Origin of the sequence: Arthrobacter sp. BE255 (assembly GCF_031457335.1) — a bacterium.
In the GTDB taxonomy this organism is placed as follows: domain Bacteria; phylum Actinomycetota; class Actinomycetes; order Actinomycetales; family Micrococcaceae; genus Arthrobacter.
Genome location: NZ_JAVDWK010000009.1, coordinates 1 through 17786, shown reverse-complemented (window position 1 = coordinate 17786; position 17786 = coordinate 1). Strand labels below are relative to the sequence as shown.

Here is a 17786-nt window from a genome sequence, read left to right as displayed (position 1 = left end):
CTGCGGAAACAGTCCTTGCCCGGATCAACGTCATGAAGCCTTGGCTCGGTGATGAAGAAGCACAGGCTCTCGCGGAAGTTGTTGCCTCCGGCTGGGTGGCGCAGGGGCCGAAGGTCAAGGCGTTCGAGTCCGACTTCAGCGCCGCACAGGAGGTGCGTCACGCCGTCGCGACGTCCAGCTGTACGACCGCACTGCACCTGGCACTGATCGTGGCGGGCATCGGTCCCGGCGATGACGTTGTGGTGCCTTCGCTGTCCTTCATTGCCACCGCCAACGCGGTGACTTACGTCGGGGCGCGGCCCGTGTTCTGCGACGTTGATCCGGTCACAGGCAACGTGACCGCGGAGACGATCCACGCGGCACTGACCCTGGACACGCGCGCGGTGATTGTGGTGGACCAGGGCGGGGTGCCCGTGGACCTGGACCCCATCCGAGAACTCTGCGACCGGCATGAGATCACGGTGATTGAGGACGCCGCCTGCGGCGTGGGCTCCCAGTACAAGGGCCGCCCGGTGGGCACGGGGGCGGACGTGTCCGTCTGGTCGTTCCACCCGCGAAAGATCCTCACCACCGGTGAGGGCGGCATGCTCACCACGAACCGGGCGGACTGGGCGGCGCGGGCGCGGACGCTCCGGGAGCATTCCATGAGTGTCTCCGCGACCGACCGGCACGGATCGTTGCTGGCCCCGCCCGAGGTCTACCTCGAGATCGGGTTCAACTACCGGATGACTGACCTGCAGGCCGCCGTCGGGATTGTGCAGTTGCGCCGGCTGGCGGAAATCGTGGAACGGCGGCGGGAAATCGCTGCCGCCTATGTTGCCGGGCTGGCGGGCCTGAAGGGCCTGCGGTTCGTGGCGGATCCGCCGTACGGCACCAGCAACTTCCAGTCGTTCTGGGTTGAGGTCCTGCCAGGGTTTCCGGTCAGCCGCGAGGAGTTGCTGGCCCGGCTGGCTGACGCCGGAATCTCGGCGCGGCGGGGCATCATGGCGGCGCACCGGCAGCCGGCGTACCGCTGGCGCGACACCGGAAACGCAGGCCTGCAGCACACCGAGCGCCTCACCGACCGGACACTCATCCTGCCGGTCTTCCACGAGCTGGACACCGTGAGCATGAACCGTGTCATGAACACGATCCATGCCGCCGCCAACGGGGTGGGCAGGTGAGCGAGCTGATACTGATTGCCGCGAGCGGGCTGGCCCGTGAGGTCCTGGCGATGGTGCGCAGCAGCGGCCAGTACGACGTGGTGGGGCTGCTTGATGACGACAAGGAGATGGCGGGCGTCACCGTGGACGGGGCGCCTGTCCTGGGGACGATCGATGATGCACCCAAGTACACGCACGCGTTTGTCCTGGTGTGCCTGGGTTCCGGAAAGTCGCGGGAAGCGGTGGTGGAGCGGCTCACGGCAATGGGGTTGCATGAGGCGCGGTACGCCACCGCGATCGACCCGTCGGTCCAGTGTCCGGAGGGGTGCCGGATCGGCCGGGGCAGCATCCTGCTGCGCAACGTCACCCTGACGGCGTCGGTCACCCTGGGTTCGCACGTGGTTGCCATGCCGTCCGTGACGTTCACGCACGACGACGACGTGGCGGACTTCGCGACGTTCGCCGCCGGTGTGTCGCTGGGCGGCGGAGTCCGGGTCGGCCGGGCCGCTTACCTGGGCATGAATTCCAGCGTCCGGGAACGGACGTCGGTGGGAGCCTATGCCACCGTGGGGATGGGTGCCGCGGTGCTCAGCAACGTGCCCGACGGCGAGACCTGGGTGGGCGTGCCGGCCCACGAAATCGACCGCGAGACTTTCTGCTTCGGGGGCGGGCGATGAGCGCGGGGATGGAGATCCGGGCGGATGCTTCGGTGCCGCTGGTGGACCTGGCGGCGCAGCAGGCGGACGTGCATGACGAAGTAATGGCTGAGCTTGCTGACGTTTTCACTTCGGCATCGTTTATCGGCGGGCCAGTCGTTGCCCGGTTTGAGGCGGCATATGCCGCGTTCCTGGGTGCCAGCCACTGTGTGGGAGTGGCCAACGGGACCGATGCCCTGGAACTGGCGCTGCGGGGCGCGGGTGTTGGGCCGGGCGACGAGGTCATCCTCCCGGTCAACACCTTTATTGCCACCGCAGAGGCTGCGAGCCGGATCGGCGCCGTTCCCGTGCCGGTTGACGTAGATCCCCAGTATTTGCTGATTGACCCGGAAGCCGCAGCGGCCGCCGTCACCCCGCGTACGCGGGCCATCGTGCCTGTTCATCTTTTTGGCCAGACCGCCTTTGTGGAGCGGCTGATTCCCGTTGCTTCCGCCTGCGGGGCGGTAATCGTCGAAGATGCCGCGCAGTCGCAGGGTGCCACCCGGTTTGGCCGTTCGGCGGGAACTCTCGGTTTGGCTGCCGGGACCAGCTTTTACCCGGGCAAGAACCTCGGTGCTGCCGGGGACGCGGGGGCCGTGGTAACGTCCGACGGCGAGGTGGCTGCCCGTGTGCGGATGCTCAGCTCCCATGGAAGCCTGCAGAAATACGTGCACGACGCAGTCGGATTCAACTCCCGGCTGGATGCCGTCCAGGCAGTGGTCCTGAAGGCCAAACTGGCCAAGCTTCCGGTGTGGAACGCGTTGCGGCGCGCAGCGGCGGAACGCTACTCGGAGCTACTTTCAGACGTCCCCGGGCTGGAATTGCCCCGCGAGGCGCCGGGGAACACGGACGTCTGGCACCTCTACGTGGTGCGCGTCCCGGAACGGGACGCCCTGCTTTCTGCCCTTCACGCCGCCGGAATCCAGGCCGGCGTCCACTATCCGGTTCCTCTGCATCTCAGTGGTGCCTACGCGGCCAGGGGTTTTACGCTCGGGTCGTTCCCCGTGGCCGAGGCCGCCGCCGGGCGCATTCTGTCGCTTCCGCTGTTCCCGCACATCACTGCGGTGCAGCAGGAGATGGTGGCGGAGGCGCTTCGGGGGGCAATGGACGGAAAACCACTATGACCGAAGGGGCAAATCGTACTCAGGCGATCGAGACGCTGGAGCGGCATGTGCTCAGGGGCGCTATGTGGAGCGGCGTCAATACGCTTCTGATGAAAGTCGCCAACATCGCCGTTATGGCCACCGTCGTCAGGATAATCACACCCGAGGACTTTGGTGTCTTCGCCATCGCACTAGTGGTCCATGCGGTCGTCTCCAGCATCGGCGAACTGGGCCTCTCCTCGTGCATCGCACGCCGGGATCTGGAACCAGACAAAGTTGCCCCTACCGTGGCGCTGCTGTCCCTCATTAGCAGCTTTGTCCTTGCCCTGGGGATGGCTTTTGCCGCGGAGCCGCTTGCTGTAGCGCTGGGATCCTCCAATGCAGCAGAACCAATCCGAGTGCTTTCGATATCCGTTTTCCTGGGAGGGGTGTTCACCGTTCCCGGAGCACTTCTCGTTCGAGATTTTCGCCAAGACAAAGTACTTCTCGCCGGCGGAGTGGCCTTCCTCCCGATGAACGCGCTGCTCCTCCTATTGGCGATGGCCGGAGATGGAGCAATGGCGTTCGCTTGGTCACGGGTGGCCGGACAGCTCATCAGCGGCATCGTCATGGCCATGAGCGTCAAGCTTCGTTATTGGCCAGGACTCGACTCCACTCAGGTAATTCCGATCCTTCGTTTTGGGCTGCCGCTGGCTGGTGCCAATCTGCTCTCGTACGTTCTACTGAACGCGGATTACGCGATCATTGCGAGATCCCTTGGCCCCGGGGAGCTTGGCATCTACATGCTCGCATTCACGGTGGCTTCCTGGTCGACGTCGGTCCTGAGCACCACCATCAACAGCGTGGCCATGCCGGCATTTTCCGCGAGAGGCTCGGACACCGCAGGACTCCAGCTGATGCTGAAAAGGGCGGCCACCCTGGTGGCATCAATCGCCTTCCCCATCGGGGCCATGACCGTGGCCCTTGCCCACCCCCTTATTTCGGTCCTTTACGGTGACGCGTGGGTCCGTGCGGCGCCGCTGCTGTCAGTCTTGGCCGTCTACGGAGCCGTTTTTTCCCTGTCACTCCTCATGTCCAATCTCTTGGTGGGAACTGGCAGGTCACAGGCCGTAATCGCTGTCCAGGCGTTTTGGATAGTCTCACTCGTTCCCGCAGTGGCTCTTTCCGTCTCCATTTCCGGGCTCATCGGCGCAGCGTATGCCCACGTTGCCGTCATCATCCTCATCGTCCTTCCGGCGTACGTCTTCTTCGTCCGGCGTCTCCTCCCTTCAGCGGCTTCCATTCTGTTCACGTCCGCTCGGCTGCCATTCGCTTGGGCAGTCGCGGCTGGGGTCTGTGCCGCCTGGGTTTCGGCCCTTACCGGCCAAGGGATTCTCGGTTTATTGGCGGGAAGCCTCGCAGGTGGGTTGATCTACACGATTCTGATGCTCCCCACAGTCCGGAAGCTCCTTCCCGAACTTCCGTCGGGGAAGGTGAAGCGCCTCGCAGAGTGCTACGACAGGCTTAAAGAGACTGGGTCCAGCAAGGTTGCCGACATAAGGAACCGACATGGGAAATGACGTCGTGGCTGAAGCCCCGAAATTGCTCTTCTTCCGTTGGACGAAGCCTGGACTTGCTCCCTTTCTCGCACAACATCTGGATGCACAGACCCGGACACTCAGTCACTTCTTCCACGTCAAGGTGATCGATTACGACTGCGACTACGGCAAGGTCTGCGATGAATTCGAACCCGCCCTCACGGTCTTCGAATCCGGGGTTTATTCCGGTGGTCGCCGCATCACCAACACCGCGTCCCGCCAGGACATTCCAAAGCTGGGCTTCCTTCATTCCGACGCCTATGACATCGCCCGAGCCGTTTTCCTGTCCGACATGGCGCGCTGGGGCGTGGACCAATTCTTCACTACTTCGGTGGTGATGGCTGAGTACACTCCTGAAATCGCTGACAGACTGTTTGCGTGGCCGAACGCCGTCGACCCGCAGGTATTTCATGACTACGGGCTGCGGAAGAGTATTCCCGTGCTGTTCACTGGCAGCCAGGAACGGCACTACCCTTGGCGGAACGCCATCAGCCGGATCCTCAGTGAGAGATACGCAACCATGACCATGCCCCACTTTGGCTGGGGCGGCGGGACAGAGCGGATGGTCCTAGGCGAGGACTACGCGATGATGCTGAACGCGAGCACTTTTGTGCCAGCCTGCGGCAGCATGGCCGGGGAAGTTGTCCGCAAGCAACTGGAAATTCCAGCTTCGATGGCCTGTCTGGTAACCGAGCGTACGGCTAGCCTTGAGGCTCTCGGATTCCAAGATATGGTGAACTGCGTTTTTGCCGATGCAACAGATGTCCTGGAGAAGTTGGATTACTTGGGTACAAATCCCGACGTTCTTCATTCGATCACCAAAGCCGGTTTCAGCTTTGTGCACTCGCGGCACACGGAAGCCCACCGAAGCCAAGTCCTGGACTGGCTCACCCTTCATACCGCGGGGGTATCCAGCCACGACATCATCCAGGAAAGGCCGGCAGACCCACTGGTGGCCAGCTCCAGCCTTCGCGGGCGTCCACCAACCCTGATCGGCGACTTCCGAACGGCGGCAAGTGACAGGAGAATCCTTGAGCGTGGTTGGGAACAGCTTCGGTCCGGTCAGGCCGAGCGGGCCGAGCATGAATTTCTTAGGTGCCTCAATTACTACTTCATCCCCGAGGCGATAACCGGAGTCGTTTTTGCCTCGTTGGCTCAGGGCAATTCGGACGCAGCTCTTGCATTCGTCCGTCACGCCATGATCGAAGTCCTGGAGGAGCGCGGAGCGGGCGACCCCGACCCCGTGCTCTGGGCATGCCTGCTACGGTCGCTCGTTTGCGCCGGGGAGAACGCGCAAGCAGCCAGGGATGCCTGTCGGTTCCCGAACCTCCGGCACGTGGAACTGGACCGCGTACGCGATGTGCTTTCGGCGATTCTTCCCGGCCGCTGCGAAGGTGCCGGTCCAGGTGCTCCACCCAGGCCATCAGTTATGGCCCCGCCCCCTCTGGAGTTTAACGACTGGATCGAAGAGTTCGCTGCCATGCTTGACTGCTGCGGCATCCCTCAGTCGGCCGCAGCCATCCGTCAATTCTTTGGTCTTAGGACCACACGTCCTTCCCGGTACCGCACACCCTCACGTGTCGTGAAAAACGTGCGTAAGAAACTGACCAGGGAGGTTCGTCTTCGACTAAAGACCGGCCCCGTGCAGCGGATGCGCGTTGCTCTCTCCCCATATAAGCGCCGAATTCTGTCGGACGACTGGTCGGGAATATTGGCTTCAATTATTCGCCGACACGAGCTGGATCTTGCGATTCTGATCGGAAGGGCCAGTCGCCGGCATTTGTCGGCCGTCGAGCTTGGTGTCCGCATGAATACCTCGCTTCCAACTCTGCACCGCGTCGATTCCTGGGACCAGGCGTCAACGTCCGGGATGCTGCCGTCGTCGGGATCGCGGCTGCTAATGGTGCTCAACTTTGGTGGGGGCGAAAAGCACTCGGCCAGCGTGCCCAAGATGGCGCAGTGGTTTAAGGACACCCATTTTGCCGCGACCCTCGTCGTCATCCATGGAACCGCGACATTGGGAGGCTACCGATTGTTGTCCCTGTTGGTTGAGTCTGAAAAATATACGTTACTTGCCCATGACAACAGCGGCCTGTCTGGACGCGCCATACTTCGCTCAACCGCCCCGTCACAGGGCAACCGTCCGTCCGTGAGCACCCTATGAATTCAGCTACGATCGTGTGGATCGCCGGTACCGGCTGGGACGCAGTCCCCGGCACCGACAAAAGGCTGGTGGAGGCACTCCCCCTCAGTCAGCAGGTGCTGTGGATAGATCCCCCAGTCCCCGTTACCAGGGGAATCTTCGACACTCAAAAAAGCAACGCCCGTGCGCGCAGATATCGCGCTCCGGAACAGGTATCCGAGAATGTCCGACGGGTACGGGTGCATGTTTTGCCAGGCGTCACGCGTCCCGTCATCAGGCTGATCACAGCGCGACTGCTGGACCATGCCATACGTCGGGCGCTGAATGCCAGCGGAACCGAGGCGACGGCCGTGGTGGTCGCGTTCCCGCTGGCTAGGTTTCCACGGCACGTTGGGGGGCGCAAGATCCTCTATGTGACAGACGATTGGATCGGTGGTTCCGCGCTTATGGGCTTCTCCCGGGCCGCCGTCCGACGCGCCTTAGTATCAAACCTCGGCATCGCTGACCACGTGGCCGTTATCTCTGACGTGCTGATCCGGAAGCTTCCCCGAATCCCGGTTACCACAAAGACTCGACCCACGCGGACCCAGTCGGTCTTCAGCATCATCCCCAACGGATGCCCTGAACCAGTGGTAGACCACGAGCAAACGCGGGAACCCGTAGCTGGTCTGGTGGGACAACTTAACGAGCGACTTGATCTCGACGCACTGGAGGCTGTTCAAGCTACCGGCGTCAGGATCAAGGTCATTGGGCCGAGAGCAGATCGGGATCCGGATTTCCGCACCAGGCTTGACCGCTTTTTAGCAGCTGAGAATGTGACATGGCTCGGCCGCCTGCCGGCCGCCGACGTCTCCCTTGAGGTGGTTCAATTCGGCGTGGGCCTCACCCCCTACGCCGACACGGCATTCAATCGTGCAAGCTTCCCACTCAAGACCTTGGAATACCTCGCTGCCGGCGTAGCAGTGGTTTCTACCGATATGCCGGCGGCACGATGGCTAAACACCCAGCACGTAGATATTGCCAGCGGTCCTGACGACTTTGCCCGGAATGTCCTGAAGGCCCTGTCTCAGCGTGAAGACACACACCAGGCCCGCCTTCGGCGCCAGTTTGCAGCGGCCCATACCTGGCGGGCCAGAGCTGTGCAATTCCTGCAAATACTGAGTTCCGCCCGCTGACAGCGGGCCAGTTTGAGGGGAGATCCAGAATGTCGCAAAGCCAAAAACCGCAATCCCTTTCCCTGGTGACGCCGAGCTACGCCAGGGACCTCGAACTGTGCAAAGATCTCGTGGCTTCCGTGCTCCGGCACACACAGGCTGACGTCATCCACCGGATCATCGTCCCCACGTCAGATCTTTCCGCGTTTGAGAGGCTCGCCGGTGAACGGACGCTAATATCCGACGTCCGGAGCCATCTTCCTCGCTCGATGGTGAAGATACCCCGTGTCAACGGATGGCTAAACCTTCGCTACCCCTTTCCGCCCATAAGGGGCTGGATGGCGCAGCAGATCGTCAAACTGGCCGCCGCGGCTTCGGCAGAAACGGATGTTGTTCTGCTCATCGATTCCGATGTGCTCCTGATACGTGCCATTGATGGATCGTCGTTTTCCGTATCAGGGAAAGTTCAATTCTTCGAAATCCCCGGTGGCATTGATGAATCCTTGCCCCGCCACCACCTCTGGCATGCAGCCGCGAGGCGCTTGCTGGGACTTCCGCCTCAGCATGCAAGGGTTCTTCCGGATTACATCTGCTGGCCGTGCGCCTGGCAGCCCGAATCAGTGAGGAGGATGCTGAAGAGGGTGGAGTTGGTGACGGGACTACCGTGGGCTACGGCCGTGGGGAGGGAGCTTCACTTCTCGGAGATGATCCTCTATGGCGTCTTTATCAAGGAGGTGTTAGGCGCATCCGAGGACCTCCACCTGACAAATGTGATGCGGTGCCTCAACCATTCTGCCGAAGTTGCTCTCGACGAAGTGTCGCTGCGTGCCCTCCTAGCTGGCGCACGCCCCGATGATGTGGCCATCATGATTTCCGCGAAATCAGGAACCCCTCTTGCCGTCCGGCGGGGGCCACTGGCCAATTTCCTGCCAGGCTAGGGCTTTCCTCCAGGTCTGAAACCAGCCGTCGCGGCGTCCGATTGGACGAACCAGCAACCCCCCTCCCAGGACCCCTGCGTACACGCGTGGCCCGAACCTCGGCCGCTTCCGACGATGGAAATTACCGGCGCACCCGTTCACCGCTGCGCACAACTTCCTCCACGCGCGCATTCCGAGCAGCCCGGGTCCCGGGGGACTGGGGCACCTGGTGCCCCAAAGAGGCCTTCACCGGGCGGATGGCGGCCGACGACATGATCGTCGCAGGATTACTAACGTCCGCCCTTGGCTGGTCGGCATTGACTTGGTCCGCTGCAGACCGGTCGTCCTTCGATTGACGACCCGCATCAGAGTGCAGCCCGGAAGATCGTCGGCTCCGCATGGTTTCCACGGAGCGAGCCAGCGACACGGCGCCAAACATGAGAACGGCTCCTCCCAGCAGAACCATGATCACGGAGCGCAGGCGGCTGGAAAACTGTTCAGTCGCTTTGTCTGACGGGTTCACAACGAAAGCCGTGAACAGGAAGCGGTCCTCCGCGCCGTTGACCTTTTGGACTGCTCGAAGGTTCTCCTCAAACACCTTGCCCAATGCTTTGGTCGTTTCATATGCCAGCGCCTCTGAGTCACCTGTGCCGGCGATGGTAACCACAAAACCGTTGCCGTTGATTCCCCTTGCCACGGAATAATCAGAGCTCAATCCAGAGTCTTCCAATGTCTTGCCCATATCCTTGCTATTTAGGCGCGCAATTAGCACCTCGGTGATAAGCGCCGGATCGGAAGACCTAAGGAATGGGTTGTCGCTATTCAGGGCACTTAGCTCCGGGTGCGCATCAATATCCTTTTCCGTGGGCAGTTTGGGGTTAACCAGTGCGTAGCTTAATGTCGACTGGTAGTACCGCGGCCCGAACTGGAAGACGTAGGCGGCCGCTAGTAACGTAATTACCATGACCGGAATGACTGCAGCCTTGTGGTGCCACATGGTCCGAAGAACAGTCAATGGATCCATCAGGATTCCCCTTTGTCTACTAGTGCTTTTTCGTTTCTCGTCATGATCCACGCAGAGCCGCTGAGTCCAACCATCAGCGGATAGGCCAGTGCGAAGACTGGGAACGACAGCGAGTCAAAAGTAAGTGAACAAACTGTCCCCACAACCGCCCCCGCGGCGACTGAAGCAGCGAAACATTTGAGTGCCGGCGCCCTCGCCGCCCGGGCGGCCAGGTAGGCAGCGATCCCGGGAATGGCCAGGTAGGCGACCGTGCCCAGCAAGCCCACAATTCCCATAGTGACTGTTGCATTGAGATATTGGTTATCGAGGATGTGCAATGCGTTGGTGGGAGTGTAGTTGCCGGGCCCCAGCCCAAGAATTGGCCTTTCCTGAAACATCGCCTCCACGCGGGGGTAATTATTAGTCCTCGTGGTAATCGACGGATCGCCTTGCTCGGGAGTAAGCGCAGAAAAAATTGTGCCGATTAACCCTGGAATACTCAAAAATAACCCTGAAACTACGATTGGGAGTATGACAAATGTCCAAGAACGCGCAAACGCCGGCATGAAGGGAATCAGAACTGCCATGCCTACAGTCAACCCCAGAACTCCCGAGCGGGAAACAGTTACGGCTATGGTAAAAACCAATAGCATGGCGCCAGCCCAGTGAATCCATTTGCGTCCGACCGTGTCATAGAGCCCCCGCCAAATCGAAAGCGGCAGCAGCATCGAGCACACAACTGCTAACTCGATGGGAGTGAATGTGGTTCCAGCGACTCGCAACAGCGGGCCGCGATTCTGGAACGCGGTGTCGCCGCCGTTGTACGTGAAGCCAGGCATGACGTTGCCAATCCATTCCGTCGGGTTAACTTTCAGGAAGAATTGCACCGCCGCCACAAGGCAGCAGAACATTCCACCGGCCAGCAATGCGCGCACCAGGACCATCACATCATTGATGGTCCGCAGTGTTTCAGTTGCCACAAATATCACTGCGGTACTGGCCAACAGCAGGATCACCCAGCGGTCAGCGGAAGCCCGGGCAGCTTCTGTATTTGGACCTGTCCATCCCGAATACAATCCAACATAAGACGCAGACGTAGCCACGAGCAGCAACGCAAGGCCGACCCGCCCCGGATGGCGGGCACCGACGGGGTCGTGCAGCCCAAGTAGTGATGAGGCCGCCCACAGGACAAACAGCCCCGTAGCCAGCATCAGCGGAACCGTGCCAGCAGCACCTATCGGAGCTATCACCATGCTCGACGGGACCGCAAAAGTGCAGAAGGCGATCATGCGCAGGAGCAGCGGAGTTCGACCGGGCCCTGCTGTCTTCGGATCGAGGTCTACGAGTCGTAAGGACGGACCATCGGCCGCTCTGGGCAGCATTGTTGTCCACGGAGCAACTCTGCGCCCGGCAGCTTTTCCCCTCCGCCGGGCAACTTGAAATGAACCTTGCTCCGGTGTCTTCATTGTGACCGAGTCTCCATGATGCCGTTGGCGGAGTTCCTCCGGCTTGCGCAAAAGATCCGGTCTGCCAATTCCCTGGCTCCCCGTTGGCTGCTGAATGACTTCTTGACTTGCTCACGGCATGCCCTGCTTATGCTCAACGCCAAGTGCGGTGAAGTCAGTACCTCCCGAATCGAATCTGCAAGTGCAGCCGCGTCCCCTGGACTGACAAGGATCCCGGTGACACCATCTTCCACGAGTTCTTTCACGCCGCCTCCCGCGGTCACCACTACGGGAACTTCCATGGACATTGCCTCCATGATGGCGACGCCGAGGGGTTCCGCATGACTTGCCAGCGCAAAGACATGCGCGTTTGCCAACTGTTCTTGCACCTCCTCTTCCGGGACAGCGCCCAACAGCGTCACCTGCCCGGACAAGCCTGCCTTTGAGACGAGTCGCTCAAGGTCCTGCCTGTATCCACGCCCGCCTTCCTCGTCTTCACCGGCAATGACCAGCTGAACATCCATACCGTCGGCCACGAGTTGTCCGACAGCACTGACAAGTACGTCATGCCCCTTGCCAATGTTCAGCCTGCCGCAACTAAAAATTCGTGCGGCGCCCTCTCCCGTCCACGCTAGGAAGGGCTTCTGCCGTGAAAACTGCTGAAAATCGACTCCCATTGGCGCCACGCCGGTGCGCGCTGCTACATCGGGCCCCAGCTCGCGATTAATTTCACGCAGTAATACTTCTGTTATGACAGTCGCAAATTCTGCCTGTCTCCACTTGCCTAACTGATTGGGCCCGTAGTCTCCGAGCGGACCGTGAAGGGTCAAGCTATAGGTCAGTCCGGCAATGTGATGGGCGAACAACGCTATCTGGGCAGAATCGGCGCACGAGTGTACATGAACATGCGTCCATCCCCGCCGGCTGGCCAGCCCGGCCAGTTCCGCCCCCACAACCAATAGCCCAAGCAGTCGAAAGAGCCCCTTGAAAGTTTTTGTCGACCCCCCCGTTGATGCGAGGCGGCGAACCCCAGTTCTGATCTCCCCCACGATGCGGCCGCCCCTGCCCGTCGCGATAGCCTGAATCAAAGCCCAACCTGCCCATGCCGCGGCGCCAGGCGACAGCGGCGACAGGTATTGCGTAACGGACTCTGCCTCCGCTGCCCAACGCTGCGGCATCATGTGGCTCTTGGGCCTCCGCGTAGAGACAAGTTCAGGCTGCAAGCCCAGGTCGCGCAGCGCCATGACTTCACGCCAGAAGAAAGTATGCGTCTGTCCGGGAAACTCAGGGACCAGGTAACCGAACTTCATGGCCTCAGGCCACCTCCGAACACTTCTTCCGGGTTGGGGATTCGGCTGCTATCATCACGTTCCCACCCAGTCCTCGTGACGCCCCTCGAGTACAATCGTCCGCTCACCGCAAATGCCGCATAAATCACTGCGTCAAGGGCAGAGATCGGGCCGCGCACGGAGTGAATTAGTTCGTGCATGCTCTGCTTTGTGGCCGCACCGCTACCGCTACGCTGTTCCGTATTGCCGCGGTACACGCGTTTCAGCGTATGGAGAAGTGCCGTCGGCGAACGTGGGGTCCTTACTAGCACCGGTACGCACTCTAGAACTTGTTTTTCATCTTTCGAATACAAGCCGTCGATATAGAGATCGTCTCCGGTCATCGGCGGGAACTCGGAGAACCGCTCATGGCCTCGCTGACTGATCCCATAAACTCCTGCCCCCCAAAGGGCGGATGATGTTCCGGGGATACGGCTTCTGGCCCGGAAATAAGCACGGACCGACCACGCTGCCCCGTTTGTGTCATAGCGAAAGGCCGGCCTGGCAGCGAGCGGCCCGGCCTCGGAAGTGAGTTCCGTAAGCGTGCGTCTGAGCGCCCCTGCCGGGAGGTCGATGTCCGCATCAAGGTAGATCCTCGGCCACCGCGTTGCGGCCCGGTCACCTGCATTAAGAGCAGCAACCTTCGAGGCCTCCGGGACCGTGATCACGCACACTCCGGGAAAGGATGCCGCAACTTCCTCCGTGCCGTCACTGCAGTCGTTGCAGGCCACGATGACTTCAACCGTGCCAGCGCTCAAGGACGGTGCCAGCGTCGCCAGGGTTCGCCCTATCACAGCCGCCTCGTTATGGGCCGGGATAATGACTGCTCCCTCTGGGAAATCTGGGGTCTCCGAGCGGGACGAGTACCAGGAAGCGCGAGGAAGCTCCTCCCATTTCCGCGATTCCACGACAGTCCGGAAAGCCTGCCAATGCCCGGGGAGCGCCGCTCTCGCCAGCTCGCCTACGGCCACAATGCAACGAATTAGCGCAGCGTATCCTGGGCCTCCGTACTTGCGTGCATAGCGGATTCTGTTTACGGCCATCAGTGAGGTCAGTTCCGGCGATTCTCCGGACCCACCACGGCGGTGGACCATTCGTGATTCCGGTTCAAACCAGGCCACGGCGCCCAGCTGTCGCGCCCGACGGAAAAAATCCACCTCCTCCGAGTATAGGAAAAACTGTTCGTCCCATGGCCCGATATCAGCTGCCAGGTCTGCCCTGATCAGGAGGGCCGCGCCGGTTGCCCAATCCACCCTATGCGGATGGAGGTAACTGTTCTTGTCGAAATCCATCTCAGTAAGGCATCCTGATCGGTGCCTGACCCTCCCTCCCAGAACCGCATCACCGGCAGCTCGCAACAAGCTGGGTTCCCTTCGGAGCGAAGGATAAGTTTCTCCGTCTTCATCGAGCAGCAAAGGGACAACCACGGCCGCTTCCGAAGATGCCATTCGCTGCCTAAGGGCCCTGACAGCTCCTGCTTCCAGACGAAGATCCGGATTTAGCACCAAGTACGAGTCGGCAGTCCCTGCGCGCTCCAGCGCCGAATTGATTCCGCCGGCGTAGCCCCTGTTGCCACCGGTTGGAAAGGACAGCACGTCGGTCTCTTGAGCCAGCACACCAAGTGTTTCCATGTTCGGCGAGTTGTCGGCAACAACAACCTTTATCGACTGCTCTGCCGTCTCGTGCCGCAGGCTCTGGAGCAAGTTCGGCATGTCCAATTGGTTGTTATAGGTGACAACCAGGACAGCCACGTCGGTATGGGCCGATGCGGGAGCGAACAGGCCAGGAGTCACGCTGGCGGCCGGGTCTTGTTTGGCTTGATCTAAACCGCCGGCAGCGCGAGTGTCCCGTATCCTGCTATGGAGTTGCAGTGTGCGGTAGGCGCGTGGGCCATCGATCATGTATCGTCTCGCGAGCCGACGCGGCTCCTGCGCGAGTCGCCACGCCCATTCCAGTCCGAAGTCTCTCACAACGACAGGGGCCCGCTGGACTTTGCCCGCCAGGAAATCTACTACTGCGCCGAAGGCAAGCAACACTTTGGCACCACTCATGGCCCCATAGCGTCCGATCCACAACTCCTGGCGGGGCTTTCCCAGGCAGACCACCAAAATATCGATGCCGGCTTCAGCAATTTCTGCGCACAAGTCACGGCAGGCCCCCGGGTCCTCGAGTGCATCGCGTTCCGGAGCCCACCAGCCTGAAACACGCAAATCAGGGCGTTCCCGCGCGAACTTCTGTTGGACCAGCGTGTGGGCCTCGGTGCTTCCGCCCAGGAACCCCACTGTCAGACCCTGGTGCGCCGCGCGGTCCAAAATTGGGCCAATAAGATCGCTACCAGCCAAGCGAGGCCACCGTCCAGCCGTCATATTGTTGGCGCGCTGCACGAGCGGGGCGCCATCCAGGAGGGTAAGCCATTCAACCGAGGGCCAGCCCTCGAACGTGCCGGCCCATTTCCTGCCCGCCCCGAAATGATTGATGTGGTCAAGGTTGGCGGACAGTACGCCGAGTGGCCCCTGGTTGCCGGTGGTGGCACGTGAGATGATCGCTGCCACGGCGTTCTCGAAGCTCATCAGATCGACAGGAGTGCCGCCGAGCGTGACAGGTACGGCCAAACGTAGTGCGTCACTTTGGGATCGTACGACTCTACTGCTTTCGTCAATCGCTAATGTGTCCGCGACTGGACTTTCCCGTGGGGAGACCAGAGCGGGAACACCGAGACCGAGGATTCGGCGGGAAGACAGTCCTCTATGTGCAGACTTCATTTTGGCTCCATCGTCGCGGCAAAAACCACGCAGGGGCGGGATTGGGGTCTGCACTCCCCTGGCCAGCCACAGGCACCGCTGCCCGGCACCGTCCTGTCGCGTTACAGCTAATCGTTACCGGCTTCCAGCAGGTGGCGAAACCTTTCAGTCTCTCCCCAAGACGGCCCGGAACCATGGGCCGCATACCCACAGGGCATCCGTATCCTTAAACCGTAGGCTCGGCGGGCAGCATTCACTAGGCAAATGGGGCCTCTCTGTGGGTATCCGCAACAGCTTTTGTGGTGGGGACAAGGAAGCTGGCGCTCCGCTACGAAACGTTGCCGCTACAGCTCAGGTCATCCAAAGGTATGGGGATGACGGGTCGAAGGCAGTGATCTCCAAAACGTGGCCGTTTGCTTAGTCAATGGCACGCCACATTTACTTTTCGTTTGCGTCGTCAAAGCTGCTTTCGAGGGCCCTTGATTCAATTTGAACTTTGGCCGGAATGTGTCAACCGTCAATCGTCGGCCCGTCCTTAGCCACAGCCAAACCTCGTAAGTCCTTAGAGGGCGATCCGGTAGATGTGGTGTGTGTATTCGAACGCGAAGGAATCCATGAACGTGCCGTCCACAACCTCCAGCGTCCGGCCTTCACCCACCACCTCTACGGCAGTTTCCGAAAATGAAGGTGGGAGCCTGAAGGTTCTCTCGCCTGGCTCGGTGGCTAATGCAATCTCGGCGAACACATAGGCCGATGCATCGTGGACCTTGAGCATAGTGTCAACCCCCGGGCCGAAGTCCCATATATAGGACTGGGTGTTGATCACCGGAGCCAGCGAAGTGATCTTGGCATTGGATGCCCGGATCCGCTCTTTCCGGGCTTCACTGCATTCCACCAAGGAATAGCCGCCGTTGACTCCGTCATTGTTGTGCTGGAAAAACATGATGCCGCGGGCCTCGTGGATGATAGCCGACCAGCACGCACCTTCGATTTCTTCCGGGCTGATGGTGCGGGCGCCGGTGTCATTGAGGAACGGCATTGCCGTCTCAACAAACATCCAGTTCGGCTTCGTCCCCGGCGGTGCTTGGTAAGAGCGCATACGGTCCACTAGCCAGCCATACGTGGCGGAGCGCATCGTAGGTGTACCGGACCTCCAATGCGGAGACTGGGTGATTGTGAGGCCTACATCCGGGGAGGTGTAGGCATAATTGTCGATACTGGCCACATCCACGACGTCCATGAAATCGTCCATGTTCCCTTGGGCCCAAAACGATTCCAGCACGCCCTTGGAATAGTTGGCATTGACGAACCTCCCATCATTTCGGGAGCGGAGCGCCGAGACCTGCCGTTGCATGTCTGCCAGGTTTTCATTCGTATCAGCACCGATACATCCCAGTCCAATGTCGCATTCGTCATTGGCAAACAAGCCAACCACGTTCGGATTGTTTTCGATCTCGGCAGCGGAAAACTCGTTCTGGACTATGCAGAATATTCCAGTTGAGGTGACATCACTTAGTGGTGCGTTGTGTTCCACTCCTTGGAAGGTGTTGATTCCGACTGACTTCAGCTGCTGTGCGTGGGCAGCTCGTCCAAAGAACACGGCCAGGGGGAAAAAGGCGGGTTCGGTCCAACCGGCGTTCGCCGCCTTTGGAAAGTTTCGCCAATACTCGGGGCCCCCTTCCCACGGGATGCGCGGCAGGTCCAACGACGCTGGCTTCGTGACTTTTCCGTTGGCCAGTACTCCGACCGTTGTCGCGGCCACGGCCGCGGCTCCTATCCCTATGACGAAACTCCGACGCCTAATAGACCTCTCCGGGAAGTTGATGCGTTTCATAATGCGGTCCCTTGATCGTTCACTCCAGCAAACCCTGGGTGATAACTGAGCGCGGCACGGGCGCCGGGCGGCGACCCGGGCAATACGTCTGCTAACTCGTCGTGAAGACGACGTCGACCCAGTAGTTGGTGTTGTTCCAACTGTCCGTCGGGAATGACTGGGATCCGTACCGGTACACGCCGTTGGATCCTTCAGTGCCGCTGGCCAGTCCGTGCAGCGGTGCTCTGTCAGCTGCACTATTGAAGTAGCCGCTGCTGGAGGAATAGAACCCGTTGGGCGCGTAGTACGACACCACATATGTCGTATTTGCCATGATGGCCACAGGAGACGACAGATTTGCTTGTTGCCAGCCAGAGGACCCCTCACCGGTAAATGTCACGGAGGCCAGAAGCGTGCCCGTACTGCTCCACAAATGACCGGTATGGGTCCCCGTGTTGCTGCTTCCCTTATAGAAACGGATAGCCGTGACTGACCCGGCCACATCCGAACGGAACTTCATACCTACTTCCACGCCGTTGCCGTCATTAGTGCTCGCCGTTGCCGGAGTGGAAGTAGCAGTGAATACACTGCATGGACATTGGCCGGCAACAGGCGGCGGTGCAGTCGTTGTGAACGTCCACGAATAAGGCGCAGCCATCGACTGACCCGAACCATTCGTCGCACCACTCACCGTCGCAGTAAACGTCGTACTGTAAGGCAGCGCA

General features: G+C 60.6%; 13 protein-coding genes. 7 read left to right on the top strand and 6 right to left on the bottom strand.

The window, feature by feature from the left end; all coding sequences use genetic code 11:
• Window positions 1–32 precede the first annotated feature (32 nt).
• From J2X42_RS15260 to J2X42_RS15230, 7 genes are all read left to right on the top strand, one after another.
• Window positions 33–1163 (top strand): DegT/DnrJ/EryC1/StrS family aminotransferase, encoded by a 1131-nt coding sequence (locus tag J2X42_RS15260; protein ID WP_396134092.1) that lies wholly within the window; start codon window positions 33–35, stop codon window positions 1161–1163.
• The gene (locus J2X42_RS15255; RefSeq protein WP_310166540.1) at window positions 1160–1819 is read left to right on the top strand and encodes an acetyltransferase; all 660 of its coding nucleotides are present in this window, start codon (window positions 1160–1162) and stop codon (window positions 1817–1819) included. Before J2X42_RS15260 ends, J2X42_RS15255 begins: the two co-directional genes overlap by 4 nt.
• Window positions 1816–2961, top strand: a complete 1146-nt coding sequence (locus J2X42_RS15250) for a DegT/DnrJ/EryC1/StrS family aminotransferase (RefSeq protein ID WP_310166537.1) — start codon at window positions 1816–1818, stop codon at window positions 2959–2961. The genes J2X42_RS15255 and J2X42_RS15250 overlap by 4 nt, the downstream gene beginning before the upstream one ends.
• Window positions 2958–4499 carry an oligosaccharide flippase family protein gene (locus J2X42_RS15245; protein WP_310166535.1) on the top strand — a complete coding sequence of 514 codons (1542 nt, stop codon included), beginning with the start codon at window positions 2958–2960 and terminating at the stop codon, window positions 4497–4499. The genes J2X42_RS15250 and J2X42_RS15245 overlap by 4 nt, the downstream gene beginning before the upstream one ends.
• Window positions 4489–6681: a glycosyltransferase gene (locus tag J2X42_RS15240; protein ID WP_310166534.1), complete on the top strand. Its 2193-nt coding sequence runs from the start codon at window positions 4489–4491 to the stop codon at window positions 6679–6681. The genes J2X42_RS15245 and J2X42_RS15240 overlap by 11 nt, the downstream gene beginning before the upstream one ends.
• On the top strand, window positions 6678–7835 hold the full coding sequence (locus J2X42_RS15235) for a glycosyltransferase (RefSeq protein ID WP_310166532.1): 1158 nt from the start codon (window positions 6678–6680) through the stop codon (window positions 7833–7835). The genes J2X42_RS15240 and J2X42_RS15235 overlap by 4 nt, the downstream gene beginning before the upstream one ends.
• A gap of 65 nt (window positions 7836–7900) precedes the next feature.
• A complete protein-coding gene (locus tag J2X42_RS15230; protein ID WP_310166531.1) occupies window positions 7901–8752 on the top strand; it encodes a DUF6492 family protein in 852 nt (283 codons plus the stop codon).
• A gap of 121 nt (window positions 8753–8873) precedes the next feature.
• Here the strand turns inward: J2X42_RS15230 and J2X42_RS15225 are convergent, their stop codons facing one another.
• The 6 genes from J2X42_RS15225 to J2X42_RS15200 form a co-directional block, all read right to left on the bottom strand.
• Complete coding sequence (locus J2X42_RS15225; protein ID WP_310166530.1) at window positions 8874–9755, bottom strand: chain-length determining protein; 882 nt, start codon at window positions 9753–9755, stop codon at window positions 8874–8876.
• Entirely contained in the window at window positions 9755–11200 is a 1446-nt protein-coding gene (locus J2X42_RS15220; RefSeq protein WP_310166527.1) for an O-antigen ligase family protein, read from the bottom strand. Before J2X42_RS15220 ends, J2X42_RS15225 begins: the two co-directional genes overlap by 1 nt.
• A complete protein-coding gene (epsE, locus tag J2X42_RS15215; protein ID WP_310166526.1) occupies window positions 11197–12489 on the bottom strand; it encodes an exopolysaccharide biosynthesis GT4 family glycosyltransferase EpsE in 1293 nt (430 codons plus the stop codon). Before epsE ends, J2X42_RS15220 begins: the two co-directional genes overlap by 4 nt.
• The gene (locus J2X42_RS15210) at window positions 12486–15077 is read right to left on the bottom strand and encodes a WecB/TagA/CpsF family glycosyltransferase (protein ID WP_310166525.1); all 2592 of its coding nucleotides are present in this window, start codon (window positions 15075–15077) and stop codon (window positions 12486–12488) included. Before J2X42_RS15210 ends, epsE begins: the two co-directional genes overlap by 4 nt.
• A gap of 733 nt (window positions 15078–15810) precedes the next feature.
• Window positions 15811–17010 (bottom strand): hypothetical protein, encoded by a 1200-nt coding sequence (locus J2X42_RS15205; protein ID WP_310166524.1) that lies wholly within the window; start codon window positions 17008–17010, stop codon window positions 15811–15813.
• A gap of 163 nt (window positions 17011–17173) precedes the next feature.
• Window positions 17174–17719: a DUF4082 domain-containing protein gene (locus J2X42_RS15200; RefSeq protein WP_310166791.1), complete on the bottom strand. Its 546-nt coding sequence runs from the start codon at window positions 17717–17719 to the stop codon at window positions 17174–17176.
• Window positions 17720–17786: the final 67 nt, after the last annotated feature.

What these genes read in the sequence shown, in the direction of transcription:
- J2X42_RS15260 (WP_396134092.1), top strand. Translation starts at nt 33, where the DNA reads ATGAAGCCTTGGCTCGGTGATGAAGAAGCACAGGCTCTCGCGGAAGTT.
- J2X42_RS15250 (WP_310166537.1), top strand. Translation starts at nt 1,816, where the DNA reads ATGAGCGCGGGGATGGAGATCCGGGCGGATGCTTCGGTGCCGCTGGTG.
- J2X42_RS15245 (WP_310166535.1), top strand. Translation starts at nt 2,958, where the DNA reads ATGACCGAAGGGGCAAATCGTACTCAGGCGATCGAGACGCTGGAGCGG.
- J2X42_RS15240 (WP_310166534.1), top strand. Translation starts at nt 4,489, where the DNA reads ATGGGAAATGACGTCGTGGCTGAAGCCCCGAAATTGCTCTTCTTCCGT.
- J2X42_RS15235 (WP_310166532.1), top strand. Translation starts at nt 6,678, where the DNA reads ATGAATTCAGCTACGATCGTGTGGATCGCCGGTACCGGCTGGGACGCA.
- J2X42_RS15225 (WP_310166530.1), bottom strand. Translation starts at nt 9,755, where the DNA reads ATGGATCCATTGACTGTTCTTCGGACCATGTGGCACCACAAGGCTGCA.
- J2X42_RS15220 (WP_310166527.1), bottom strand. Translation starts at nt 11,200, where the DNA reads ATGAAGACACCGGAGCAAGGTTCATTTCAAGTTGCCCGGCGGAGGGGA.
- epsE (WP_310166526.1), bottom strand. Translation starts at nt 12,489, where the DNA reads ATGAAGTTCGGTTACCTGGTCCCTGAGTTTCCCGGACAGACGCATACT.
- J2X42_RS15210 (WP_310166525.1), bottom strand. Translation starts at nt 15,077, where the DNA reads ATGAGCTTCGAGAACGCCGTGGCAGCGATCATCTCACGTGCCACCACC.
- J2X42_RS15200 (WP_310166791.1), bottom strand. Translation starts at nt 17,719, where the DNA reads ATGGCTGCGCCTTATTCGTGGACGTTCACAACGACTGCACCGCCGCCT.